The organism is Corynebacterium sp. KPL2680, from assembly GCF_040225675.1.
GTDB classification, from domain to species: Bacteria; Actinomycetota; Actinomycetes; order Mycobacteriales; family Mycobacteriaceae; genus Corynebacterium; species Corynebacterium rhinophilum.
In genome coordinates, this window is record NZ_JBEHFM010000016.1 from 33,087 (window position 1) to 57,102 (window position 24,016).

23 protein-coding genes, 2 tRNA genes and 1 pseudogene are annotated in these 24,016 nt (G+C 61.2%); 18 read left to right on the forward strand and 8 right to left on the reverse strand.

Features of this window, described 5'->3' with window-relative positions:
• Positions 1-6 precede the first annotated feature (6 nt).
• Both rph and rdgB read left to right on the forward strand, forming a co-directional pair.
• Positions 7-735 (forward strand): ribonuclease PH, encoded by a 729-nt coding sequence (rph, locus tag ABRP66_RS08775; RefSeq protein WP_237801525.1) that lies wholly within the window; start codon positions 7-9, stop codon positions 733-735.
• Positions 729-1,331, forward strand: coding sequence for an RdgB/HAM1 family non-canonical purine NTP pyrophosphatase (gene rdgB, locus ABRP66_RS08780; RefSeq protein WP_284864796.1), 603 nt, complete (start codon positions 729-731; stop codon positions 1,329-1,331). The genes rph and rdgB overlap by 7 nt, the downstream gene beginning before the upstream one ends.
• Here the strand turns inward: rdgB and ABRP66_RS08785 are convergent, their stop codons facing one another.
• Both ABRP66_RS08785 and ABRP66_RS08790 read right to left on the reverse strand, forming a co-directional pair.
• Positions 1,332-1,682, reverse strand: a complete 351-nt coding sequence (locus ABRP66_RS08785) for a DUF3817 domain-containing protein (protein WP_284783350.1) — start codon at positions 1,680-1,682, stop codon at positions 1,332-1,334.
• Positions 1,683-1,685: 3 nt separating this feature from the next.
• The gene (locus tag ABRP66_RS08790; RefSeq protein WP_284783362.1) at positions 1,686-2,198 is read right to left on the reverse strand and encodes an MreC domain-containing protein; all 513 of its coding nucleotides are present in this window, start codon (positions 2,196-2,198) and stop codon (positions 1,686-1,688) included.
• Between the two features lie 96 nt (positions 2,199-2,294).
• Here ABRP66_RS08790 and ABRP66_RS08795 point away from each other — a divergent pair.
• Positions 2,295-2,376: transfer RNA gene (locus ABRP66_RS08795), tRNA-Leu, on the forward strand.
• A 52-nt stretch (positions 2,377-2,428) separates the two neighbouring features.
• On the opposite strand, the gene ABRP66_RS08800 is transcribed toward ABRP66_RS08795, so the two are convergent.
• A complete protein-coding gene (locus tag ABRP66_RS08800) occupies positions 2,429-4,336 on the reverse strand; it encodes a solute carrier family 23 protein (RefSeq protein ID WP_284771054.1) in 1,908 nt (635 codons plus the stop codon).
• 310 nt (positions 4,337-4,646) lie between these two features.
• On the opposite strand from ABRP66_RS08800, the gene pflB reads away from it, so the two are divergent.
• From pflB to ABRP66_RS08825, 5 genes and pseudogenes are all read left to right on the forward strand, one after another.
• On the forward strand, positions 4,647-6,734 hold the full coding sequence (gene pflB, locus ABRP66_RS08805; protein ID WP_284850420.1) for a formate C-acetyltransferase: 2,088 nt from the start codon (positions 4,647-4,649) through the stop codon (positions 6,732-6,734).
• 23 nt (positions 6,735-6,757) lie between these two features.
• The gene (gene grcA2, locus ABRP66_RS08810) at positions 6,758-7,009 is read left to right on the forward strand and encodes an autonomous glycyl radical cofactor GrcA2 (protein ID WP_255716700.1); all 252 of its coding nucleotides are present in this window, start codon (positions 6,758-6,760) and stop codon (positions 7,007-7,009) included.
• Between the two features lie 2 nt (positions 7,010-7,011).
• The gene (pflA, locus tag ABRP66_RS08815; protein WP_005277788.1) at positions 7,012-7,881 is read left to right on the forward strand and encodes a pyruvate formate-lyase-activating protein; all 870 of its coding nucleotides are present in this window, start codon (positions 7,012-7,014) and stop codon (positions 7,879-7,881) included.
• An 11-nt stretch (positions 7,882-7,892) separates the two neighbouring features.
• A pseudogene (locus ABRP66_RS08820) lies at positions 7,893-9,130 on the forward strand (alpha/beta fold hydrolase).
• Positions 9,131-9,186: 56 nt separating this feature from the next.
• Positions 9,187-10,092 carry an SPFH domain-containing protein gene (locus ABRP66_RS08825; protein ID WP_284771057.1) on the forward strand — a complete coding sequence of 302 codons (906 nt, stop codon included), beginning with the start codon at positions 9,187-9,189 and terminating at the stop codon, positions 10,090-10,092.
• Positions 10,093-10,096: 4 nt separating this feature from the next.
• On the opposite strand, the gene ABRP66_RS08830 is transcribed toward ABRP66_RS08825, so the two are convergent.
• Positions 10,097-11,491 carry a peptide MFS transporter gene (locus ABRP66_RS08830; protein WP_349838583.1) on the reverse strand — a complete coding sequence of 465 codons (1,395 nt, stop codon included), beginning with the start codon at positions 11,489-11,491 and terminating at the stop codon, positions 10,097-10,099.
• Positions 11,492-11,532: 41 nt separating this feature from the next.
• Here ABRP66_RS08830 and ABRP66_RS08835 point away from each other — a divergent pair, with 41 nt between their 5' ends.
• Both ABRP66_RS08835 and bioD read left to right on the forward strand, forming a co-directional pair.
• Complete coding sequence (locus tag ABRP66_RS08835) at positions 11,533-12,807, forward strand: adenosylmethionine--8-amino-7-oxononanoate transaminase (RefSeq protein ID WP_284785583.1); 1,275 nt, start codon at positions 11,533-11,535, stop codon at positions 12,805-12,807.
• Positions 12,804-13,478: a dethiobiotin synthase gene (gene bioD, locus ABRP66_RS08840; RefSeq protein WP_349838584.1), complete on the forward strand. Its 675-nt coding sequence runs from the start codon at positions 12,804-12,806 to the stop codon at positions 13,476-13,478. Before ABRP66_RS08835 ends, bioD begins: the two co-directional genes overlap by 4 nt.
• 21 nt (positions 13,479-13,499) lie before the next feature.
• On the opposite strand, the gene ABRP66_RS08845 is transcribed toward bioD, so the two are convergent.
• The 3 genes from ABRP66_RS08845 to bcp form a co-directional block, all read right to left on the reverse strand.
• Positions 13,500-14,486 (reverse strand): HNH endonuclease signature motif containing protein, encoded by a 987-nt coding sequence (locus ABRP66_RS08845; RefSeq protein ID WP_349838585.1) that lies wholly within the window; start codon positions 14,484-14,486, stop codon positions 13,500-13,502.
• 84 nt (positions 14,487-14,570) lie between these two features.
• Positions 14,571-15,188 carry a TetR/AcrR family transcriptional regulator gene (locus tag ABRP66_RS08850; protein ID WP_284771061.1) on the reverse strand — a complete coding sequence of 206 codons (618 nt, stop codon included), beginning with the start codon at positions 15,186-15,188 and terminating at the stop codon, positions 14,571-14,573.
• 4 nt (positions 15,189-15,192) lie between these two features.
• On the reverse strand, positions 15,193-15,660 hold the full coding sequence (gene bcp, locus ABRP66_RS08855) for a thioredoxin-dependent thiol peroxidase (RefSeq protein WP_349838588.1): 468 nt from the start codon (positions 15,658-15,660) through the stop codon (positions 15,193-15,195).
• Positions 15,661-15,757: 97 nt separating this feature from the next.
• Here bcp and ABRP66_RS08860 point away from each other — a divergent pair, with 97 nt between their 5' ends.
• From ABRP66_RS08860 to ABRP66_RS08880, 5 genes are all read left to right on the forward strand, one after another.
• Positions 15,758-16,036, forward strand: coding sequence for a DUF3618 domain-containing protein (locus ABRP66_RS08860; RefSeq protein ID WP_005277817.1), 279 nt, complete (start codon positions 15,758-15,760; stop codon positions 16,034-16,036).
• A 58-nt stretch (positions 16,037-16,094) separates the two neighbouring features.
• Positions 16,095-17,372: a glutaminase gene (locus ABRP66_RS08865; RefSeq protein WP_005277820.1), complete on the forward strand. Its 1,278-nt coding sequence runs from the start codon at positions 16,095-16,097 to the stop codon at positions 17,370-17,372.
• Positions 17,373-17,455: 83 nt separating this feature from the next.
• A complete protein-coding gene (locus tag ABRP66_RS08870) occupies positions 17,456-18,634 on the forward strand; it encodes an ABC transporter substrate-binding protein (RefSeq protein ID WP_349838589.1) in 1,179 nt (392 codons plus the stop codon).
• Positions 18,634-19,686 carry a FecCD family ABC transporter permease gene (locus ABRP66_RS08875; RefSeq protein WP_349838590.1) on the forward strand — a complete coding sequence of 351 codons (1,053 nt, stop codon included), beginning with the start codon at positions 18,634-18,636 and terminating at the stop codon, positions 19,684-19,686. Before ABRP66_RS08870 ends, ABRP66_RS08875 begins: the two co-directional genes overlap by 1 nt.
• Positions 19,677-20,444: an ABC transporter ATP-binding protein gene (locus tag ABRP66_RS08880; RefSeq protein ID WP_349838591.1), complete on the forward strand. Its 768-nt coding sequence runs from the start codon at positions 19,677-19,679 to the stop codon at positions 20,442-20,444. Before ABRP66_RS08875 ends, ABRP66_RS08880 begins: the two co-directional genes overlap by 10 nt.
• Before the next feature lie 104 nt (positions 20,445-20,548).
• Here the strand turns inward: ABRP66_RS08880 and ABRP66_RS08885 are convergent.
• Positions 20,549-20,621 (reverse strand) — tRNA-Lys (locus ABRP66_RS08885).
• A gap of 210 nt (positions 20,622-20,831) precedes the next feature.
• On the opposite strand from ABRP66_RS08885, the gene ABRP66_RS08890 reads away from it, so the two are divergent.
• The 3 genes from ABRP66_RS08890 to ABRP66_RS08900 all read left to right on the forward strand — a co-directional run.
• Entirely contained in the window at positions 20,832-22,037 is a 1,206-nt protein-coding gene (locus tag ABRP66_RS08890; protein WP_284771066.1) for a L,D-transpeptidase, read from the forward strand.
• A gap of 20 nt (positions 22,038-22,057) precedes the next feature.
• Positions 22,058-23,002: an MsnO8 family LLM class oxidoreductase gene (locus tag ABRP66_RS08895; RefSeq protein ID WP_349838592.1), complete on the forward strand. Its 945-nt coding sequence runs from the start codon at positions 22,058-22,060 to the stop codon at positions 23,000-23,002.
• 189 nt (positions 23,003-23,191) lie between these two features.
• On the forward strand, positions 23,192-24,016 hold an 825-nt coding region (locus tag ABRP66_RS08900; RefSeq protein WP_349838593.1), incomplete at its 3' end, for an IS481 family transposase.

Below are 24,016 nucleotides of genomic sequence, written 5' to 3' on the forward strand. Positions count from 1 at the left end.
GAGGGCATGACTGAATTTACTCGTGCCGATGGGCGCGCGCTCGACCAAATGCGCAGCGTCCGCATTACCCGCAATTTCACCACCAACCCGGCTGGATCCGTCTTGGTGGAATTTGGCAATACCCGCGTGATGTGCACCGCCTCCGTCGAACTCGGAGTGCCGCGTTTCAAGCGCGATTCCGGCGAGGGTTGGCTGACCGCCGAGTACGCCATGCTGCCATCCGCCACCCACGACCGCATGCCGCGCGAATCCATGCGTGGCAAGGTGAAGGGCCGCACCCACGAGATTTCCCGCCTGGTTGGCCGCTCCCTGCGCGCCGCTGTGGACTTGGAGCAGCTAGGAGAAAACACCATCCAGCTCGACTGTGATGTGCTGCAGGCCGATGGTGGCACCCGCACCGCCTCCATCACGGGCGCCTACGTTGCGCTTGCCGATGCTATCGCCCACCTCAAGTCCGAAGGTGTTGTCCCCGGCGAGCCGCTGCTCGATCCCATCGCTGCGGTCTCCGTGGGCATCATCGACGGCGAAATCTGCCTGGATTTGCCCTATGAGGAAGACTCCCGCGCCGAGGTGGATCTCAACGTGGTGATGCAGGAATCCGGCGACTTCGTAGAAATCCAGGGCACCGGCGAGCACGGCCTCTTCGGCCGCGAGCAGCTCAACGGCATGCTAGATGTGGCCCAGAAGGGCTGCAGCGAGCTCATCGCGGCGCAGAAAGCGGCGCTGGGATGGTAATCCTCGTCGCCTCCGGTAATCCGAAGAAGTTGGCCGAGCTCGATCGCATCTTGTCCGAGGCGGGCATCGAGGGCGTGGATCTGCGCCTGCTTTCCGAGGTCGAACCCTACCCCGAGCCCGTCGAAGATGGCCGCACCTTTGCCGATAACGCGCTCATCAAGGCCCGCGCCGGCGCCGCCGCCACGGGTCTGGTGACTATCGCGGATGATTCCGGGCTGGCCATCGAGGAGCTCAACGGCATGCCAGGCGTACTCTCGGCCCGCTGGTCAGGCGAACATGGCAATGACCAGGCCAATAATGACCTGGTCTTGGCGCAGATGATCGATGTGCCGGACGAACGGCGTGCCGCCGCCTTCGTCTCCGTGTGTGCCCTCGTCACCCCCGAGGGCACCGAGCGCGTGGCCGAGGGCCGCTGGGAAGGCCAGCTACTGCGCGAGCCGCGCGGTGCCAATGGTTTTGGATACGACCCGCTCTTCCAGCCAGAGGGCGAGTCGCGTTCTGCGGCGGAAATGTCGCCCGCAGAAAAGAACGCGGTCTCGCACCGCGGCCGCGCCCTTTCCCAGCTGGCCCCGTTCATCGCGGAGCTGGCCGGCTAATTAAGCGTTGAGCTGGAATTGCTCCTCGATTTCCTTGCGGCGCTTGTGCTCCATCCAGAACGAGAGGAAAGGCACCACGCCGGCCAGCGCGGTGGTAATCAGCTTTCCGGCTGGCCACAGCGCGCGCGGGCCCAAAATCAGGATGGACAGTAGGTAGGCCATGTACGCGATGCCGTGCACGATGGCGATGTAGGTCGCCCACTCCGGAATCTCCGCGCCCAAGACGTACTGGAAGAACATGCGGATGACCAGGATGATCAGGAAGATACCGGTCACCGTGGCCGCGATGGAAAAGAACTTCAGCGGGCCGCGGATGCGCGCCTTGCGGTCTGGGTGTACCTGGTTTGTCATGATTTAGTTTCTCCTTTTATCTGTTGGGCCCTCGTCGCGACCCTCTGCGGGGGAACCGCGGCGGCGCCGAGGCTGATTCAACGCATTAAACTCTTCCACATTCAGCTGCGGGCGCTGCGGCAAGAAATCCTCATCGATGGCGGTTTTCTCCGCCGAGCTAGCTGCCGAGCCCCTCACCTCAGAACCATCGGGCGAATCAGATCCTGCGCTGGCGGTTTCGCCGATATTTTCAGGGGCGTTTTCTGAGGCCTGCAGCGAATCCATCTCCCGGGCTTCGTTTTCTGCGGCAAGGCGCTCATTTTCATAGCGCAGGGTGGTGCGATAAGCATAGACCACGAATACCGCAAATAGAGGCCACTGAAAGGCGTAGCCCAAGTTTTGAAAGGTGCCCGAGCCGGAGCGGAAGCGCGTCCACTGCCAATAGGCGAGGAAGAGGAAAAGCACCACGAAAAATATGACGAGGGCGATGTGCCACCACCGCACCTTCACGCGCCGTTTCTTCTGTTCCTCTTGCATACTCACTTCACCCACCCTACCTATCCACCGCCGCAATACGGAATGACCCTGGTTTCTCGTTTATCGACGCGCCGTGTACACTATTCAACGTTGCTTGCGCCCGTGGCGGAATTGGCAGACGCGCTAGATTTAGGTTCTAGTGTCTTATGACGTGTGAGTTCAAGTCTCACCGGGCGCACAAGAAAAGCACCGCAGTACTTGTTCTAAGGACTGCGGTGCTTTTGTGGATCCTAATCTACCTCGGTGAACTTGCGGTCCCAGGAGGAGCGGACGGGGTTGGCATCGGCAAGCAGGATATCGAAGCGGTCATTGGCGATCTCGACGATTTCACTTAACGCAATGCGGTATTCCTGCGCATCGGAATTAGCGAGGCGCCGCACGCCGGCGTCGATCACACGCTCCACCGTGTCATTGGTATCGAGGTACGCGACGAACGGCATGCCAAAGCGCTCGCGGTAGGCGGCGGACAGCTCGGTAATGCGTTCGGTTTGCACGTCGTCGAGCTCGCTCAGCCCGAGCGATCCGCGGTCAGCGGAAATATTCGCTGCCTCATCAGACGAGGCCAGTAGCAGCTCGTCCATGGCCGGGTAGTCGTGGATGAGCGCATCGCGCCGGTCCGCATCCGCGGTCAGCACGGCGACCTGGACGGCGGCGCGCAGCTCGTTGACATCGCTAAACGGCCGGGACTGCCAGGCCAGCTCGAGCGGCCAGGTTTCATTATTGAATAGCGGGCGCAGCGCGGCGGTAAACTCCTCACGCGAGGCCTCATTAAGCTCGTTAAGGCTCACGCCCTTGCCATCGGCGCGCGAGACCTGCGCGCTCGCGCTGCCGGTGTGGAAGAACAACAAGTTGAGCACGATTGCGGTAATCGCGCCGATGGACATGCCAGAAGAAACGAAGGTCTGCGCCCACTCCGGGAAGGCACTGGCTACCTCCGGCTTGAAGGTCACCAGCATGGCCAGGCCCAGCGCGGAGGTGACGATGACGGAGTTGCGGCCATCGCTGAGATCCGATTTTGCGATAGTCTGCAGGCCCACCCACGCCACGTTGGCAAAAAGTGCTAGCGATGCGCCGCCGAGCACCGGCGACGGAATCGCGGCAACGACCGCGCCGGCCTTCGGCAAAAGGCCCAGCACAATCATGAACCCCGCAGCCGCCACGGCCACCCAGCGCGATTTCACGTTGGTCAAGCGCACCAGGCCAACGTTTTGCGCAAAGCAGGTATAGGGGAACGAATTCATCACGCCGCCTACCAGGGTGGAAACACCATCGGCGCGGATGGCGCGCACCACGTCATCGCGGCGGATGCGCTTTTTGACGATTTCACCGGTGGCAAACACATCGCCGGTCGTTTCCACCATGGTGATGATCATGACGATAATCAGCGAGAAAATCGCCACGAGGTCGAATTGCGGCATGCCGAAATAAAACGGCGTGGTAATGCCGAGGGCGGGGGAGGAGGAGACTTCGCTAAAGGAGGCATCGCCAAGCGCGAGCGCCACGCCCGTGCCCAGCACCAAGCCGATGAGCACCGCTAACGTACCCACGAAGCCGGAGGAAAAACGCTGCACCAAAATGATGACCGCGAGCGTGCCAAAGCCATAGAGCAAATCGCGCGTGGCCGGCACGCCCTCGGCATAATTGACAAAGTCATTGGCCGATACCGCCAGCAGCGAAGTACCCATCACCAGCAGCACTGAACCGGTAACCACCGGTGGGAAGAAACGCAGCACCTTGCCAAAGACCGGCGCGGCGAAGAAGGTAAAAAGGCCTGCGACGATGATGGCGCCGTAAATCGTGGGCAGCGAAGCCACCCCGCCCTCGCCATCGGTGGCGCCGAGGCCAATCGCGATGATGGGCGATACCGCCGTCGTGGTCACGCCCTGCACGATGGGCAGGCGCACGCCAATATGCTTGCCGATGCCCACCGACTGAATAATCGTCGCAATACCGCAGGTTAAAAGGTCGGCATTGATGAGGTGGATGGTCGTTTCCGCATCCAGGTTCAACGAGCTGGCGATGAGCAGCGGGACGATGACCGCCCCGGCATAAAACGCGAGGACGTGCTGCAGCCCAAGGGCGGCGAGTTTCGGCGCGGGGGGAACGATGTCTACGGGGTGCTTGGGCTGGGACGCCACGAAGTCCTCCTTGTTACGGAAGCGAAGCTGACCGCCTTAACAGTAGAGGTAGACACAAGTCGGCGCCAAAGTGTACGTGAGCAAAGCCACGATCGGGGCTGGATTGCCCCCGAACAAAAACGTACGGGTGGTTTATATGAATCGAGCTACCAGCAAAGCATGATGACCGGTTTATAACTGGTGCTCACGGCAATGTTTATGGTTGTTAATTTCGCGAATCGAGCCGACAATGAAGAGGTGACGGGGCTTGATGCTGCGGGATGAAAAGGCGGCATGTGCCCCGGGAAATTTGACCCAGAAGAAGGGAATTATGACTACCGCAACTAAGCCCCAGCAGTATCAAGGGTGGGAAGGTTTTGCGCCCGGCCCTTGGACCGAGGGCATCAATGTCCGCGATTTCATTCAGCGCAACTACACGCCTTTTAACGGCGATTCCAGCTTCCTCGCTGGACCCACCGATAAGACGCTGCGCGTGTGGGACACCCTGGAAAAGAACTACCTGTCGGTCGAGCGCGAAAAGCGCATTTATGACGTCGATACGCACACCCCGACCGATATCGATGCCTTCCCGGCTGGCTATATCTCAGAAGACGATGACGTCATCGTCGGCCTGCAAACCGATACGCCGCTCAAGCGCGCTATGATGCCGTTCGGCGGCTGGCGCATGGTCAAGCAGGCCATCGGCGAGGCGGGCAAAGAGGTAGACCCCGAGGTGGAGAAGATCTTCACCCGCTACCGCAAGACCCACAATGATGCGGTCTTCGATATCTACACCCCGCGCATTCGCGCCGCCCGTTCATCACACATCATCACCGGCTTGCCCGATGCCTATGGCCGCGGCCGCATCATCGGCGATTACCGCCGCGTGGCGCTGTACGGCGTGGACTACCTCATCCAGGAAAAGATTAAGGCCCGCGATGCCATTGCCGATGCCGGCTTTTCCGAGCACTGGGCCCGCTACCGCGAGGAGCACTCCGAGCAGATCAAGGCCCTGAAGAAGCTCAAGGCGATGGCCGAGTCCTACGGTTTTGACATCTCCGAGCCGGCGCGCACCGCCCACGAGGCCGTGCAGTGGACCTACTTTGGCTACCTCGCCTCCATCAAGTCGCAGGATGGTGCCGCCATGTCCATCGGCCGCCTGTCTGCGTTCTTCGACTGCTACTTCGAGCGCGACTTGGCCGCTGGCATCATCACCGAGGAGCAGGCACAGGAAATCATCGACGCGCTCGTGCTGAAGCTGCGCATCGTCCGCTTCCTGCGCACCATCGACTATGACCAGATTTTCTCCGGCGACCCGTACTGGGCCACCTGGTCCGATGCCGGCTTCGGCAGCGATGGCCGCCACATGGTCACCAAGACTTCCTTCCGCCTCCTGCAGACCCTGATCAACCTGGGGCCATCACCGGAGCCGAATATCACCATTTTCTGGGATCCGGAGCTGCCTGCAGGCTACAAGGAATTCTGCGCGCACATCTCCATCGAAACCTCCTCCATCCAGTACGAGTCTGACCGCCAGATTCGCGACGAGTGGGGCGATGACGCGGCGATTGCCTGCTGCGTGTCCCCGATGGAAGTGGGCAAGCAGATGCAGTTCTTCGGCGCCCGCGTCAATGCCGCCAAGGCTCTGCTCTACGCCATGAACGGCGGCCGGGATGAGGTCTCCGGCAAGCAAGTCGTCGAAGGCTATGAGCCGATTCAGGGCGATGGCCCGTTGGATTTCGACGAGGTCTGGCAAAAGTACGAGGAGATGCTGGACTGGGTGGTTGGCACCTACGTCGAGGCCCTGAACATCATCCACTACTCGCACGATAAGTACGCCTACGAGGCCGTGGAGATGGCGCTGCATGATTCCAATATCATCCGCTCCATGGGCTGCGGCATCGCGGGACTATCCATCGTTGCCGATTCGCTTTCTGCCATCAAGTACGCCAAGGTCACCCCGGTCCGCGATGGGACCGGACTGATTACGGATTACATCACTGAGGGCGAGTTCCCGTTCTACGGCAACGACGATGACCGCGCCGATGACATCGCTGCCACCATCGTGCACACCGTGATGGAAAAGATTAAGGCCATCCCGATGTATCGCAATGCCATCCCCACCCAGTCCGTGCTGACCATTACCTCTAACGTGGTCTACGGCAAGGCAACAGGTTCCTTCCCGTCAGGCCACAAGGCCGGCACTCCCTTCTCCCCGGGGGCTAACCCCGAAAACGGTGCGGATAACCACGGCATGGTCGCCTCCATGCTGTCGGTGGGCAAGCTGGATTACAAGGATGCCCTGGACGGCATCTCGCTGACCAATACCATCACCCCGTCCGGATTGGGCCGCACCCCAGAAGAGCGCATCACCAACCTAGTCGGCGTGCTGGATGCCGGCTTCATCATGGAACAATAAGAATCACGACAAGGAGAACCATTATGGCAACCCCAACCTTTGCAGAACGCCTTTCAGACATGAAGGCCAGCCGCGACGAGCACAAGATGAACTCTGGCCTGTACCACGCCAATATCAACGTGTTGGATAAGTCCACGCTGGAAGATGCCGTCGAGCACCCAGAGAAGTACCCGAACCTCACCGTTCGCGTCTCTGGCTACGCGGTCAACTTTGTCAAGCTCACCAAGGAGCAGCAGCTTGACGTCATCTCCCGCACCTTCCACCAGGGTTCATAATCATGGCTGATGGCATTACTGGTGTGGTCACCCTGTCGCCGGAATCCGGCGAGCGCGTTCGCGGTGTTGCCGCGGGCCTGGGAACCGACCACGAACTCGATGAGATTACCCGCCCCGAGCTCATGGAGGCGCGCCGCACCGGCGATATTGCCCTCGTGCACTCTTGGGAGCTGGTAACCGCCGTCGACGGCCCGGGCACCCGCATGACCATGTTCATGTCCGGCTGCCCCCTGCGCTGCCAGTATTGCCATAACCCGGACACCATGGAGATGAAGACCGGCACCTTGGAGCGGGTCGACGATGTGGTCAAACGTATTAAGCGCTATAAGCCCATCTTCCAAGCTTCCGGTGGCGGCCTGACCATCTCTGGTGGTGAGCCCCTCTTCCAGATTGCCTTTACTCGCCGCGTCCTCAAGGAAGTCCACGACGCCGGCATCCACACCACCATCGATACCTCCGGTTTCTTAGGCTCGCGCCTGCGCGATGAGGATCTAGACAATATCGACCTGGTGCTACTGGACGTGAAGTCGGGCGATGAGGAAACCTATCAGCGCGTAACGAGGCGGCAGTTGCAGCCCACGCTCGATTTTGGTGACCGCCTCAACGCGATAGGCAAGCCGGTGTGGATTCGCTTCGTCGTCGTACCGGGCCTGACGGATTCGGCCGAGAACGTCGAAAACGTCGCCTCCATCGTGGCGCGGTGGAAATCCAATGTGGAGCGCGTCGAGGTCCTGCCCTTCCACAATATGGGCAAGGACAAGTGGGAGGGGCTCGATATGACCTACCACTTGGCAGATACCAAGCCACCGAAACCGGAGGACGTGGAAAAAGTCCGCGACGTTTTCCGCGCGAAGGGCCTAGAGGTTTACTAACCTGGGTGGGCATGACTCACTACCGCCGCTTCGGCCACGATATTATTGAACACACCCTGGAAGTCCCGTGGGATTATGACAATCCGCGCGGGACTTTTGCTCTCTATGCCCGCGAAATAATCCCGCCCGGCGGCGAGGACCTGCCGGCGCTGTTGTATCTGCAGGGTGGCCCTGGCTTTCCGGCCCCGCGGCCAGTCAAACCGACGGGGCTTATCGGCAAGGCGCTCGAGCGCTATCGCGTCATCCTCCTCGACCAGCGCGGCACGGGGCGTTCGCACCGCATCGATAGGCTGAGCCCCGCAGAAGAGCGCAGCGCAGAACACCTGGCCTTGCTGCGCCAGGACAATATCGTGCGCGATGCCGAGCGCCTGCGCGAACACCTGGGGCTGGAGACTTGGTCCCTATTTGGCCAGTCTTTTGGCGGCTTTTGCATCACTGCGTACCTATCTCAGGCGCCCGAGTCCGTCAAGCACGCGTTTTCACCGGCGGCATCCCCACGCTGCAGGGCGCGGATCACCTTTACCGCGCGACTTTTAGCAAGCTCAAAGCCCGCCAGGAGCGTTTCTTCCGCGAGTTCCCTTGGGTGCAGCGGCGCGTCGAGGAAATCATCGCCCACCTTGATAATTCCGATGAGCGCCTGCACACCGGCGAGCGGCTGTCCTCGCTGCGCTTTCGCACCATCGGCACCGATTTGGGGCGGGGCACGGGCTTCGACGGATTGGCCTACCTCCTGGAAGAGCCCTTCCGCACCGTGCGGGGAGAGAAGGTGCTGCGGGATGATTTCCTGTGGGGCATCGGCGAGCGCGTGAGCTTTGCGGAGGCGCCGCTTTATGCGGCTATCCACGAGTCCATTTATGCCGGCAGCGGCGGGCAGGCGGCGACGCAGTGGTCGGCGCACCGCGTGCGGGAGGAGTTCCCGGAATTTGCCGAGTCCGGCACCTGGCTGACCGGTGAGCACATTTTCCCGTGGCAGTTTGATGAGGATCCGGCGCTGCAGGCCTTCAAGGAGGGAGCGCAGGGGCTGGCGGAGCGGGAATTTACGGCGCCTTATGCGCTTGCCGATGCCCCCACCTCCGCCGCCGCCATCTACCTCGACGATATCTTCGTTCCGCTGGAGGAATCCTTGGCCACCGCGGCACATTTGGGCGATGTGCGCCCGTGGGTGACGAATGAGTACCAGCACAATGGCATCGGCGAGAACGGCGCGGAGGTGATGGGCAAGCTCTTTGCGCTTATCGATGACCACTAGCGAATGCTTTCTGCCTGTGCGAAAATTAATTTCACACTCGTAGTTAGGGAGAGGGAATGTTTAGCTTAATCATCATCGGAATCATCATCTTGCTGGTCCTCGCCACCGTATTTGATGGCTACTACATCGTGCGTACCCGCGAGGCGGCCATCTTGGAACGGTTGGGTAAATTCCAGACAGTCGCCCACGCGGGGTTGCACTTCAAGATGCCTTGGATTGACCGCGTGCGCGATAAGATTTCGCTGCAGGTGCGCCAACTGGACGTAATGGTGGAAACCAAGACGAAGGACAATGTCTTCGTCCAAATTCCGGTCGCGGTGCAGTACGAGGTGGTAGAAGGCCGCGAACGCGAGGCCTTTTATATGCTCTCCAACCACGAGCAGCAGATCGTGGCCTATGTGCAAGATAATGTGCGCTCGTCGGTGGCGAATATGGGCTTGGACGAGTCCTTTTCCTCTAAGGACACCATCGCGCAGAACGTGGCGGCCTCACTGCGGGATAATATGGCCGAATACGGCTGGAACTTCGTCAATACGCTGGTGACCGATATCCGCCCGGATTCCCGCGTGCGCGAGTCCATGAACTCCATTAACGCGGCGCAGCGCGAGCGCGAGGCGGCCATCGCCCAGGCGGAGGCGGAAAAGATCCGCGTGGTCAAAGAAGCCGAGGGCGCTGCAGAAGCGAAGAAGCTGCAGGGTAGGGGTGTTGCCGAGCAGCGCAAGGAGATTGTGGAGGGCATCGCCCAGCAATACGAGCTCCTGCGTGATGCCGGGGTGCAGGAATCTCCCGAAGTCCTCATGCTGGTATCGCAGTACCTCGACGCGATGGTCGATGTCTCGAATAACGGCCAAGCCTCCGTGCTCTACATGCCGTCCAACCCGCAGGGAATGGGCGATCTATTCAGCGGTATGCGTGACGTGCTGATGGCGGACCGCGCCCTGGATGAGTCCGCCGGGCATTAAGGGCCTACCTGCGCCGCAGGAGGAGCATTAGCCCCAAGATGATGGGGACGCCGCCCATGATGAGGAGGTAGGTCGTTTCGGCGGATGCCGAGGTGGGATCGTACAGCTGCGACATCGATCCGGCCAGCGAGGTGCCGATGGCCATGGTGAGGAAGTACAGCGCGGAAGAGCGAGTGGCATAGGCCCGCGGTGCGTGGGCGGCGGATGCGGCCATGCCCACTGGGCCGATGAAGAGCTCACCGAGTGACATCAAAAAGATGGTGCCCGCTAGTACCAAAAACGGCGTGGAATTTTCTCCGCCGCCCACAAAGGGCAGCAGGAGGAACATGCCTGCACCGGCGAAGATGATGCCGCAGCCCATGAGCGCGCGCCGCGAGTTGGCCCAGCGCGTCATGCCCGCGGCCAAGGGCAGCGAGAGCAGCAGGATAAATAGCGGGTTGAGCGATTGCGTCCAAGCCGGTGGGATCTCGAATCCGCCGATGGTTCGGTTGAGGCGCTGATCCGAATAGACCGCAAGCACGCCGTAGATTTGTGGTTGCAGGGTCCAGTAGGCTGTCGAGCAGGCGAAGAGCGGAATGAAATCCAGGATGCGGCGCCGCTCATCCGCGGTGACCTGCGGGGATCGCAGCATGCTGGCAAAAATCCCGGCCGCAGCCGCTACCGTGGCGATAAGAAGCAGCACGGTCAGCGTGCCTGGGGAGACGGTGATGACGAGCAGCACGTCGGCTACAAGCGCCGCCAGCGCGATCAGCCCCGCCTTACCCGGGGCCTGGGTGGGGTGTGGTGGGCGCGACGGAACGTCTATCTTTTTCCGCAGTGCGCCGTAGGCGGCGCAGCCGCAGCACATGAGCACCGCTGCGGCGAAGAATCCGGCGTGGTAGCCGTATTCCTCGGCCAGCCACCCAGTGAGCATGGGGCCAAAGAGCGCGCCGACATTGATGCCGAGGTAGAAAATCTGGAAGGCCCCGTCGCGCGCGCCGGCCTCGGCGGGAAAAGCGGCGCCCAGAATCGTAATCGCGGCGGTCTTGAGCAGCCCCGAGCCGAGAGCGAGCGGCAAAAGCCCGATGATGAGCCCCGCCGTGCCGGGGACGAGCGAGAGGGCAAAGTGCCCGCACACCAACAGCCCGGCGCCGGTAAGTAGGGTGCGCTTGGCGCCCAAGAGCCGGTCGCTAACCCAGCCGCCCACAAACGTAAAGAGGTAGAGCAGGCTGCCGTACGCGCCGACGAGCGCGGTGGCCTGCGTTTGCGCCATGCCGAGCCCACCGGAGGTGGAGTAGAGGTAGTACGCGAGGATGGCTTGCATGCCATAAAAGCTGAAGCGCTCCCACATTTCGATGCCCGCAATTGCCGGCAAAACCACGGGTAAGCGGCGAATTGAACGCCGTTCAAGAACTTTCATAAAAAGGACTATAGCGGCCGAGAGTGTGTGCTAGATCTAATTTGGTGGATATTTCTACTAAAGACATAGCGACAATCGATGCCCACCACATCTGGCACCCCTACGCCGAACCTGGCGCGCCCACGCGCGTGGTCGAGTCTGCCGCGGGCGTCCACCTCACGCTTGCCGATGGCACCCAGCTCATCGACGCCATGTCCTCCTGGTGGGCCGCCGCCCATGGCCACAGCCACCCGCGGCTTACCGCCGCTGCCAAGGAACAGATCGACCGCATGAGCCACGTGATGTTCGGCGGGCTTACGCACGAACCGGCTGCGCGGCTGACGGCCAATCTCATGGAGCTCACGCGCCACGACTTCGCGCAGGTCTTTTATGCGGATTCGGGATCGGTCTCGGTGGAGGTCGCCATCAAGATGGCCCTGCAATACCAGCAGGGGATCGGCCACCCAGAGCGCACGAAGATGTTGACGTGGCGCTCGGGCTATCACGGCGATACGTTTGCCGCGATGAGCGTGTGCGATCCCGATGGCGGCATGCACTCGATGTGGACCGGCACCCTGGCGCAGCAGATTTTCGCCCCGGCACCGCCCACGCGCGGGGCGAGCGAGAAGATGCGCGCGGATTACCTGCGGGAGTTGGAAGGCTGCATTACGAACGAGGTCGCGGCCTTGATCATCGAGCCCGTCGTCCAAGGCGCCGGCGGCATGCGTTTCCACGATCACGAGTTGGTGCGCGGGGCGCGCGAAATCTGTGACCGCCACGGAATCGTCCTGATCGCGGATGAAATCGCCACGGGATTTGGCCGCACCGGGGAGCTTTTTACCACCCAGGCGGCCGGTGTGGTTCCGGATATCATGTGCGTGGGCAAGGCAATGACCGGTGGATTCATGACGATGGCGGCCACGCTTGCTACCGCCCGCGTTGCCGAGGGCATGCACCCGCGCGCGCTGATGCACGGCCCTACCTTTATGGCCAACCCCCTGGCCTGCGCGGTATCGGCCGAGGCTACCGCCATGATCCTGGAAGGAACGTGGCGGGGGCAGGTTGGGAGCATCGAGAAGCAGTTGTGTACGGGGCTTGCCGGGCTGGAGGATGAGCCGGGCGTGGCAGACGTGCGCGTGCTGGGCGCTATTGGCGTGGTGGAGATGGAGCGCGATGTCGATATGGCAGGCGCCACGGATGCGGCGATGGAGCAGGGCGTGTGGCTGCGCCCGTTTGGCCGCCTCATCTACACCATGCCGCCGTTTATCAGCACCGAGGACGAGGTCGCGCAGATTTGCCGCGGGGTGCGCGCGGCGGTGGTAGGAGGAAAGCGATGATTATCTTTGTCACCGGCACCAATACCGACGTGGGAAAGACGGTGGCCACGGCGGCGCTCGCCAGCGCCTTTGCCCAGAGCGGGCGCGAGGTCGTCTATGCCAAGCCCCTGCAGACCGGCGAGTCGGACAAGAGCGGCGATGCGGCGACGGTGCGGGACCTGGCCGGGGTCGAGATCACGGAGATGGCGCGCTTTCCCGAACCGCTAGCACCGAACCTCTCGGCGCGCCGGGCGGGCATGACTCCGCCGACTAAAGAGGAGCTCAGGGACTGGGTGGCGGGGTTGGACGCACTAGGCCGCGTAGTGCTGGTGGAAGGCGCCGGCGGGCTGCTAGTGCGTTTGGCCGATGATTACACGCTTGCCGATGTTGCCACCAATCTCCTCATCGTCACCTCCCTCGGACTCGGCAGCCTCAACGCTGCAGAGCTCACCGTCCGGGAAGCACAGCGGCGCGGGATTAACGTGCTGGGGCTTATCGGTGGCAGTTTGCCCGAGAAGCCGGACTTGGCGACGAGGCTGAACGTGGACGAGCTTCCGGCCGTCACGGGCTGCCGGTTGTGGGGCAGCGTGCCAGAGGGGGCGGGTGCGCTCGGCCGAGAGGACTTCACCCTGATGGCTGGGGCGCACTTTCCCGCTGATATGTGCGCACAGCTGCTTGCGCACGCCGAGTAGCGCTACCTCGATGAGGCAGCGCTAGCGGACCCAGCGGACCTTGCCGTTTACCCGGGCAAGGCGACCGCGCAGGGGAGGGGCATTGGGATCGTCTTGGTTCACCCCGTTGTGATACGGGCAGCACACCGTGAGGTTGTCCGCGTTGGTCATCCCACCGTGCTTCCACGCCTGCAGGTGGTGGATCTGAGACTTATCCGCCGGGTGATTGCACGGCGGCCACGGGCAGGTGGGGTTTTCGGCGGCAGCCATCAGCCGCTGCTTTTCCGAGGCAAAGCGCGAGGTCCGATACAGGTTGACCGGGCCCTTCACCGGGTGGATGAGCGTGGCTAGGCCGTGTTCGCTGAAGGTGCGCTCTACAAGCTGCGCGCCGGTAATGGTCGAGCCGTTGGTGAGCCGAAGCGTGACCTCGTCGCCATCGCCTTCCAGTATTTGGTCCAGCGCGTTGAGCGGGATAATCACGTTCGTCGTGGTCTGTACCGTGGCAGCGCCCTCGCCGCGGAGGAGCTCGCGGAAAGACGCGAGTGGGTCATCGGGGTCGAGGGCGGAATCAAGATCCGCGAGGAAGGATGAGGGCGCGGTAATGCGCATCGTCCACGGGCCTTCCGGGCGGCGCAGGAGTTGTACGCCCTCGCGCGGCGGCCGGCGGCGCGGGCGCCATTCGCGCAGGCGCTTCTTAGCGAGCCGGGCGATCTCAGAAGCCGGTCCGTGTTGCCGGCACAGCTCTACACGCAGGTTCCACGCGGCGCGCTTGGTGGCCGCGCGGGTGGCGTACTTCTCGATGAGCTTCAGCGTCACCAGATCGTGGTGGCGCGCGCCCGCGGCGGCAAGGCGCTGCTTGCGGCTAAAGGAGGTGGTGCCGAAATAAACTTCAGCCAGCGTGAGCAGTTCGCGGGCCTCGACATCCGGCAGGCCGAGCTCGATGAGGTCGCGTTCAGGCATGCCGTGGGCCTCGGCGAGGATATCCATCGCCGAGGAAATCTGGGTGGCATAGGCCTGCAGTGCGTTCATGCCTGCAAATCTAGGCGCGCGCTGCCGCGGCGCCAATCGCGCCCAGCGCCCGCCTGTGGATAACTTGTATAAACGTCTACAAACTTATCCCGCGGCCACCGCAAAGAGATACGAAATCAGCATGCGCTTTAGCTCCATGACCACGGAATCGAACTTGTCGGGATCGCCCGAAATGGCGTAATTAAGCAGCGAGACCACGGTGTGGATAAGGAAGCGCGCCAGCTCAATGCGTTGCGCATCGCTGTGCTCGGTGGCAAGGGGGCGGAGGATCTCGGCAAGCGGCTCCAAGAGCTGCAGCTCGGTATCGGCCGCCGTGGCCCGCGTCGCTGGGGTGGACTGGATGGCGTGCCAAACGGCGCGCCGGGAGGGGTCCTCGCGCCACATCCGCGCGAGGTGGTCGATGAATTCATCCAAGACATCCGGCCACTGTGGGGCTGGCACGAGGCGCGAAAAGCGCTCGATTTCGGCCAGGCTGGTGGCGGTATCTTGCCGGTCGAGCTCGCAGATGAGCACGTATTTATTGGCAAAGAATTGATACAGCGTGCCGATCGGAACCTCGGCGCGGTGGGCTACTTCATCGAAGGTGAAGGATTCGAAGCCGACATCGACAAGCACGGCGCGCGCCGCCTGTACGATGCGTGCAAAGCGCTCCCGGCTGCGCGCCTGCGCTGGCCGACGCCGCGGGACGAGGATTTCCTCCACCGGCTTACTCGAGGCCCTTCATCACGCGCGCGACGTGCCCGGTGGCCTTCACGTTGTAGTGGGTCTGGCCGATGGTGCCATCCGGCTCCACGAGGAAGGTGGAACGGATAACGCCCTGGACCACCTTGCCGTAGTTCTTCTTCTCCCCGAAGGTGCCATACGCGGTCATGATGGACTTATCTGGATCAGAAAGCAGCGGGAAGTTGAGATCGTGATCGTCGCGGAACTTCGCCAGCGCCTCGGGCTTATCGGGGGAGATGCCTACCACCGCGATATTGAGGTCATTGAGCTCTTCTAAGGAATCGCGAAAATCGCAGGCTTCCTTGGTGCAGCCTGGGGTATTGGCGCGCGGGTAGAAGTACACAAGCACGCGCTGGCCTGCGTAATCGGAAAGGGAAACGGTGTTGCCGGTGGCATCGGCAAGCGCAAAAGCGGGGGCAGTATCTCCTACGTTCAAACGAGTTTCAGTCATGGGACCTACTTTACGTGCTCCCCGGCCTGCGCGGGGGAGGCCCTGCACGGTAAGATAAGCTCGTTAAGAGCGAAACTTAAGCTAAGAGGAGAATTCCGTGGCACGCAATATTGAAGATATTCAACGCGATATCGAACGCACCCGGCGCCAGCTGGCTAGCACCCTGGATGAAATTGCGGATCGCAGCAAGCCGCAAAACCTCGTCGATGACGCCAAGAACGCCGCCACCGAAAAGTTGCAGGACCGCAACGTTCAGTTGGTGCTCGGTGGCGTCGGCGCGGCCGTTGCTGGGCTGATTGCCTATTCCGTGTTCCGCTCGCGTCGTCGCAAGAGCGACCTGAAGGAATTGCAGCGCTTGCTGTCTGAGCGCCACTAATTTTCCCCGCCTTACCCCCACGCGCGCCGTGGGGGCTTTTTTCGTATGCTAAGTTGCGATGAAAACTCCAATTCCTTTTTATTTGCAGGAAATTTTGACCCAGGTGCGAGGAAACCGCAGCGGCGCGGTGGCGGACTATATTCCCGAGCTCGCGAAGGCGGAACCGGACTACCTCGGCGTGGCCATCTGCACCACGACGGGGCACGTGTATTCCGCTGGCGATGCAGAGGTGGAATTTACCTTGCAGTCCGTGTCGAAGCCCTTTGCGTATGCTCTAGCGCTGCAGGAGCTCGGCTTGGATGCGGTGCGTGAGATCGTTGGTATGGAGCCGTCTGGCGAGGCCTTCAACGAACTTTCGCTGAACCGCTATGACCACCGGCCGGTGAACCCGATGATCAATGCGGGCGCGATTGCAGTAACGCAGCTGATTAACGGCGTGGATTCGGATCCGGCCGAGCGCGTAGAACAGTTGCGCAGCTACTTTTCGCGGCTGGCGGGCCGCGAGTTGAAGATTGATGAAAAGGTGCGCGATTCCGAGCTGCAGGTCTCCGATAGGAACCTGTCTTTGGCGCACATGTTGCGCAATTACGACATCATCCAGGACGAGGCCCACGATGCCGTCTCGACTTACGTGGAGCAGTGCTCGATTAAGGTCACGGTGCGCGACCTCGCCGTGATGTCTGCCACCCTGGCCAATGGTGGCACGCAGCCGGTGACGGGGGAGAAGATCCTTGATGCCGATGTCTGCCGCCTGACGCTTTCTGTCATGAGCTCTGCGGGCATGTACGACGGCGCTGGGCGCTGGATGGCCGAGGTCGGAATCCCAGCGAAGTCCGGCGTTTCGGGCGGCCTGCTGGGTACCCTGCCCGGCCAATTGGGGGTGGCGACCTTCTCGCCGCGGCTCAATAAGGAGGGCAACTCCGTCCGCGGCGTGGATGCCTTGACCTTGCTATCGAAGGACATGGGACTGCACTTGATGTCCACCGATGAGCGCTACGGCGTGCACCCGGTGCGCAGGATGGAAACCGAGGACGACCTCACGGTGATCTTCCTGCAGGGGCTTATCAATTTCAACGCAGCGGAGACCATCTTGCATCAGCTCACCGAATGCGAATTCGGCGAGGGCACGGTGGTGCTGGAGCTATCTCATATCACCGGATCCAACCGGATGGGCCGGCGCATGCTGAAGGAAGGCCTCCGGCGCATCCGCGAGGCCGGCTTCGATATCGCCATCGTGGATCCGGATGGCGAATTGGAAGATCGCACCATGGCGGACGGCACCGAGGTGCCCAAGGGCGAGCCGGAAGACTACGCAATTGCCGAGGAAGCAGTTTAGGTTTGGGTCACCTTACCTGGTTAGGCTAGGATAGGTTCGCCCTTATCCTCGTATCGAGGATCCCGATCGACCAAGGACTCAAAATGGCATATAGATTCCCCAGGGTATTGGCCGTGGTAGCGGCCTCCGCCACCGTACTGGCAGGCTGCAGCGCCGCCGAAGAAACCACCAACAACACCAACAGCAGCAGCGGCAGCGACGATGCCGCCCTGTCCTTCACCGACCTCGCGGGCCGCGACGTAGAACTCGACAAGGCCCCCGAGCGCGTTCTATTGGGCGAGGGCCGCTCCATCTTCGCCACCGGCATTCTCAACACTGAAGACCCGCTGGATAAAGTCGTGGGCATCGGATCCGATCTGAAGAAAAACGTACCGGACTACTACAACGTCTTGGAAGAAAAGCTGCCCAAGGTCACTGAACTGCCGGAAGTCGGCGCCATCAGCAAGGGCGATGTCACCGTGGAAAACCTGGTGAGCCTGGACCCAGACCTCATCGTGCTGTCCAAGGACCAGTATGACGCTTCGCAAGAGGCGGGATTGACCGAAAAGATGGACCAGGCGGGCCTTAAGTACGCCGTGACCGATTTCCGCGCCAAGCCGCTGGAAAACACCACCAAGTCCATGGAAATCTTCGGTGAGATCTTCGGCAAAGAAGAGCGCGCCGAGGAATTCAACAAAGAGTGGCAAAAGACCGTGGATCTGGTCAAGGAGCGCGCGGACAAGGTAAAGGATAAGCCCAAGACCTTCGTCTGGCGCGCGGCCGGCGTCATGGACTGCTGTGGCTCCTGGAATAACTCCAATATCTCGCAGCTGGTCAACGAGGCCGGCGGCGAAAACGTGGCCGACGGCATCATCCCGGGCGAATCCGGTGCCGTGACCCCAGAAAAGGTCCTCGAATCGGATCCAGACATGGTGATTGCGACCGGCGGCGACTGGTCCGATAAGAAGGACGATGAGGGCAACCCCGTCGGCTACGCTGCGGTGGGCTATGGCATCGGCGAAGATGAAGCGGAGGCGAGCATCGCCAAGCTGCCGAGCAACCAGCCAGGATTCGAGAACCTGCGCGCGGTCAAGGACCACAACCTGCACAGCATGTGGCACCAATTCTACAACTCGCCGTTCAACTACCTAGCGCTGCTGCAGATCGCGAAGTGGATCAACCCGGAGGCGTATGAGGATATGGACATCGACAAGCAGTGGATGCAAGCGCAAGAAAAGTACTCGCCGGTTGCTGGCGAGGGAACCTTCTTTAGCACGAATTAATGGTGAGCGCGGAGGTAGCTGCCCTTACGCAGCAACACAAAAAGCTCACCTGGCAGCGCATTAGCATCGTCGCGGGCCTGTGTCTTATCGCGGCGGTGGCGTTTGTGGTCAGCAACTTCGTCGGTGCCATCGACATCAGCCCCGGCGAGGTCATCAGGGGCATCGTGAAGCCCTCGAGCCTGGATGACCAGACGCATACGGTGCTGTGGAAGCTGCGCTTGCCGATGGCCGTCATGGCCCTGCTCATCGGCGTCAGCCTCTCGCTGGCCGGCGCGGAGATGCAGACCATCTTGAATAACCCGCTGGCGGAGCCGTTTACGCTCGGCATTTCCGCCGCGGCGGCCTTCGGTGGTGCTAGTTCCATCGTGCTGAAGTGGCAGCTGCTGACCCAGCCGCAGTTCAACCTGGCGTTGGTGGCGTGGCTGTCGGCGGCGGTGGCGACGGCGATCATCGTCGTGGCTGCCATTATCCGCGGTGCGAAGGCAGAGACGATGGTGCTGCTCGGCATTGGTTTGGTCTTCTTCCAGGCCATGCTCGCGCTCATCCAATACCAGTCTTCGGCCGAGGCGCTGCAGCAGATCGTCTTTTGGTCCATGGGTTCGCTTACGCGCGCCAACTGGGTCGCCAACGGCGTGCTGGCGGGCGTGCTGCTGGTTGCCCTGCCCATTTTGTGGGCGCTGTCTTGGCGGCTTACCGCCTTGCGGCTTGGCGATGCCCGCGCCGCCGCCATGGGCATTAATACCGCGCGGCTGCGCGTGGTGGTGCTCATCGTAGTCTCCCTCGTGGCGGCAACGACGGTGGCCTTCGCCGGCATCATCGGCTTTATCGGCCTCGTGGGCCCGCACATCGCCCGCATGCTGGTGGGCGAGGATCAGCGCTACTTCGTGCCTGCTTCCATGGCTGCCGGTGCGGCCGTGATGTGCGCGGCGCACGCGGCGAGCCTGATGATTAAGCCTGGGCTGGCTATTCCGATCGGCATTGTGACTTCGCTCTTGGGAGTGCCGTTCTTTATTGCCATCGTGATGACTCGAAGGAGGGCGCTGTGGACGTAGAACTCACCCTGCGCGGTATTAGCGCAGCCTACGGCAAGCACACCGTGCTCGAAGCGGTCGACGTGGATACGCTGCAAGGCGGCCAGTTGGTTGGCCTGCTAGGGCCCAACGCCTCCGGCAAGACCACGCTGATCAAGTCCCTTGCCGGCGTGCACCGCGGGTACAAAGGCGAGGTGGATTTTCTGGTGGATGGCGAAAGCCCGCGGGGCAAGCACCGCCGCCAGCTCATCGGCTACGTCCCGCAGGATCTGCCCAGCACCGCGGCGCTGCGGGCGTTTGAGACGGTGCTGATCGCGGCGCGTCGGGAAGCATGCGAGGATCCCATCACCCGCAGCGGCGAGGTGCTGCACGCGATGGGGCTGGATGCCATTGCCTCGCGCTACCTCAACGAGCTATCTAGCGGCCAGCGCCAGCTCGTGGCCGTGGCGCAGATGCTGGTGGGAAATCCTGGCCTGATGCTCTTGGACGAGCCGACGTCTGCGCTCGATCTGCATCGCCAGTTCTTCGTCCTCGAGGAGGTGCGCGAGAAGGCTAGGCGCGAGGGCAGCCTGGGGTTGGTGGCCATTCACGACATCAACCTGGCCGCGCGTATGTGTGACCAACTGGTGGTGCTCAAATCGGGCCATATCCGCGCCCAGGGCGCGCCTGGAGACGTGCTCACGTGCGAGCTGGTGGAAAGCGTCTATGGGGTAGAGGCGGACATCGTGGAGCACCGCGGTGTTCCCGTCGTCGCGCCCCAGCGCGTAAATAAGCAGTAAGATAAGCAAAGGCCGAGCGAAATGCTCGGCCTTTTTGCTAGCTTTGAAAGCGAACTTTGAAAACGAAAAAATCGCGAGGAATATACCTCGCGATTTCGCTGTTGTGCGCCATCAGGGAATCGAACCCCGAACCCACTGATTAAGAGTCAGTTGCTCTGCCAATTGAGCTAATGGCGCAGTGTTGACGTCCTGCCGTGTGGCTCTCTGTGCAACGAGTAGAAACTCTAGCACCCCGGTTGAAAAACTGTAAAATCGACTGGTCATAGCGTGTTTTCGGGGGAGTATAACAGTTTGGACAATGGTGCGCTTGTTTCTGGTATTTGGGGTGGCAAGGCGATAGTCTGGATTGGTCTTGAACGAACTACTGTGTTTTCTAAGGTCTACTTAGTGATTAACTCCCTCTCTAATTCCCGCCGCATTGCTGCTGCGAGCATTGCGTGCATTTCCCTGGTAGTAGCCTCGTGTTCCGTTGATTCCGCCGCCGAAAACCGCCCGGAGGAAAAGGAAACTACTTCGAGCTCAGCAGAGAAATCTGAGCAGAAAGAAAAGTCGAAGCTTTCCGCCTCCGTGAAGGATGGAGCAGAAGACGTCGATCCATCCAAGCCCGTCACCGTGGAATCCACCACCGAGCTCAAGAGCGTGACCATGACCAATGAGCTGGGCGTGGAAGTTGAAGAAAAACTCTCTGAGGACGGCAAGAAGTGGACCACGGCCGAGGATCTTGGCTATAACCACACCTATTCCATCGTGGCCACTGATAAGGATGGAAATAAGAAGAACTTGAGCTTTTCCACCTCCCAGGCGGCAGGTGTCGCCCAGGTGGCGATGACGCCTATCCCGGGCTCCGAGGTGGGCGTGGGCCAGGTAATCGGCGTCAATTTCGGTACCTATATCACCGACCGCAAGGCGGCAGAGGACACGATTACGGTCAAGACCAACCCGGAGGTGGAAGGCGCGTTCTACTGGGTGAACAACCAAGAGGTGCGGTGGCGCCCCAAGGAGTATTGGGAGCCGGGCACCAAGGTTGAGGTCAAGGTCGATCAGTACGGCAAGGATCTCGGTGGCGGAATCTACGGTGGGGAAAATACCGGGACGGATTTCACCATCGGGGATCGCACCGTCACGCTGGTGGATAATGCCACCAAGACCATGAAGGTCTACAAGAACAAGGAGCTCTTGCGCACCATTCCGGTATCGCTGGGGCGCGATTACCAATTTGACACCCCGAATGGGCGTTACGTCATTGGTGATCAACACCAGTCGCTGCTGATGGATTCTGAGACCTTCGGGTTGCCGCACGAGGCGGGCGGGTACAGCACCGAGGTGGACTGGGCTACCCAAATGTCTTATTCGGGCATCTACGTGCACGCTGCACCGTGGTCCGTGTGGGCGCAGGGTAACTCCAATACCTCCCACGGCTGCATCAACGTCACGCCAGAGGCTGCGCAGTGGTTCCAGAACACCGTCAAGCGCGGCGATATCGTCCACGTATTTAATACTTATGGCGAGACGCTCAACCCTATGGACGGCTTGGGCGATTGGAATATGTCCTGGGAGGAATGGTCTAAGGGCAACGCGGACGCTAACCAATAATCCGTACAATTTTTAGGCGCATGGCTACAGTGGTGGCCATGCGCTTTTCTATTTTGGACCGCGGAGCGGCAGGCACACTCGATGGGGTAGCCGAGCATGCGCAGCATGTGGAGCGGCTGGGTTTTCACAGGTTTTTCCTCGCCGAGCACCACGGGGTGCCGGGCATCCCCGCGGGCCAGCCGGGCATGTTGGCTGCGCACGTGGCGGCGCGCACGCAACGCATTCGCGTGGGTACCGCAGGCATCATGGTGTTCAACCATCCGCCGTTTCTGGTCGCGGAACAAATCAACCTCTTGGAAGCTCTATACCCGGGCAGGATTGATATTGGGTTGGGCTCCTCGGTGGGCTTTACGGAGCCGGTGCGCAAGGCGCTGCGCCAGGGCGATCCGCTAGATCTCAAGCCGCAGTTCGAGAACGAGGTCGAGACCCTGCTGCGCTACCTGCACGGCGAGGAGGCGGTGACGGTGCGGCCCGAGTACGCGGGCACGCCCCTCTATATCCTCGCCGGCTTCCGGTCGGTTACGGTGGCCGCGCGGCTGGGATTGGGCGTCATCCTGGGCGGGCCCGTAGAGATGCAGGAAAAGGCGGCGCGGCTCTACCGCGAGCATGCGCTTGCCGATGCCCCACCTATCATCTCCTCCCTCAATATCGCCGTCGCCGATACCGCGGACCAAGCGCGCGACCTTTTGCTGCCGGAGTCCTATGCAAAGGTCATGGCCCAGTCCACCGGGGAATTCGCGCCGCTGCGCCCGGCCCGCGAATTGGATCTAGAGGGCCTGACGAGTCAGCAACAGCGCCGCATCGACGAGTCCCTGAGCCACGATGTTTGGGGGACGGTGGAGGACGTGGGGGAGGAACTAAGGGACATCGGCAAGCAGCTGGGTGTCGATGAGTTCCTGATTACCGGAGATATGCCGGATCTCGCTGGCAGGGCCCGCTCGGAGGAAATGGTGGTGGAGATATAAAAAATCCCGAGCGCGAGGCTCGGGACGTTGGGGTGGCTGACGGTGTCCGAATTCATGACTTATTTGACAGTCTGTTCCTGGGTAAGTGGTCGTGATGGTTGACAGGTCAGTCGCGACATAGTTGACGCTTAGGGTTACCTGGCCGTGTCGGGTGATGTTTTACTCATCAGTCGCGACATGTTTGACACTATGAATAGTCCCAACCGCAACATGGCCATCGTCAAGGCAGTCCGCAAACAGGGCCGCAGCCCCTCTAAAGTCGCCCAGCGTTTTGGAATCTCCCGCCAGCGCGTCTATCAGATCCTCAACGCCTTTGACGCCGGCGGCGCCGACGCCATCGCGCCTCGCTCTCGTGCCCCGCATACCCATCCACAGGCAGTGCCTGACAAGCTGCGTAAAGAAATCATCGCTATCCGCAAGCAATTAACTCGCCACGGGCTCGATGCCGGGCCAGACACCATTTCCTTCCACCTAGAAAAAGACGGCCACCGCAGCCCATCAACATCAACAATCCGCCGCATCCTCAACGCTGAAGGCCTTATCACCCCAGCACCGAAGAAGAAGCCTAAAAGCTCATTTGTCCGCTTTGAAGCCGCCATGCCCAATGAATGCTGGCAGGCTGATATCACCTACATCTATCTGGCAGATAACACCCGCGTCGACGTGCTGGATTTCCTCGACGATCACTCCCGCTACCTGCTATCTATTACCGCACGAGCCGGCTTTAGCGGCCCACAGGTAGCACAAGAATTAACCCGCCTGATCAACACATACGGCCCGCCAGCATCCACTCTCACCGATAATGGCTTAGTATTTACTGCCCGGCTAGCCGGGCGCAAAGGCGGGAGAAATGCCTTTGAAAAAGTCCTGACCACACACAAAATCCAACAGAAAAACGGACGGCCAGGACACCCGCAAACCCAAGGAAAAATTGAGCGATTCCACCAAACCCTTAAAAAATGGCTCGCCGCACGACCAGCCGCCCATACCATTGCTGAACTGCAACAACTCCTC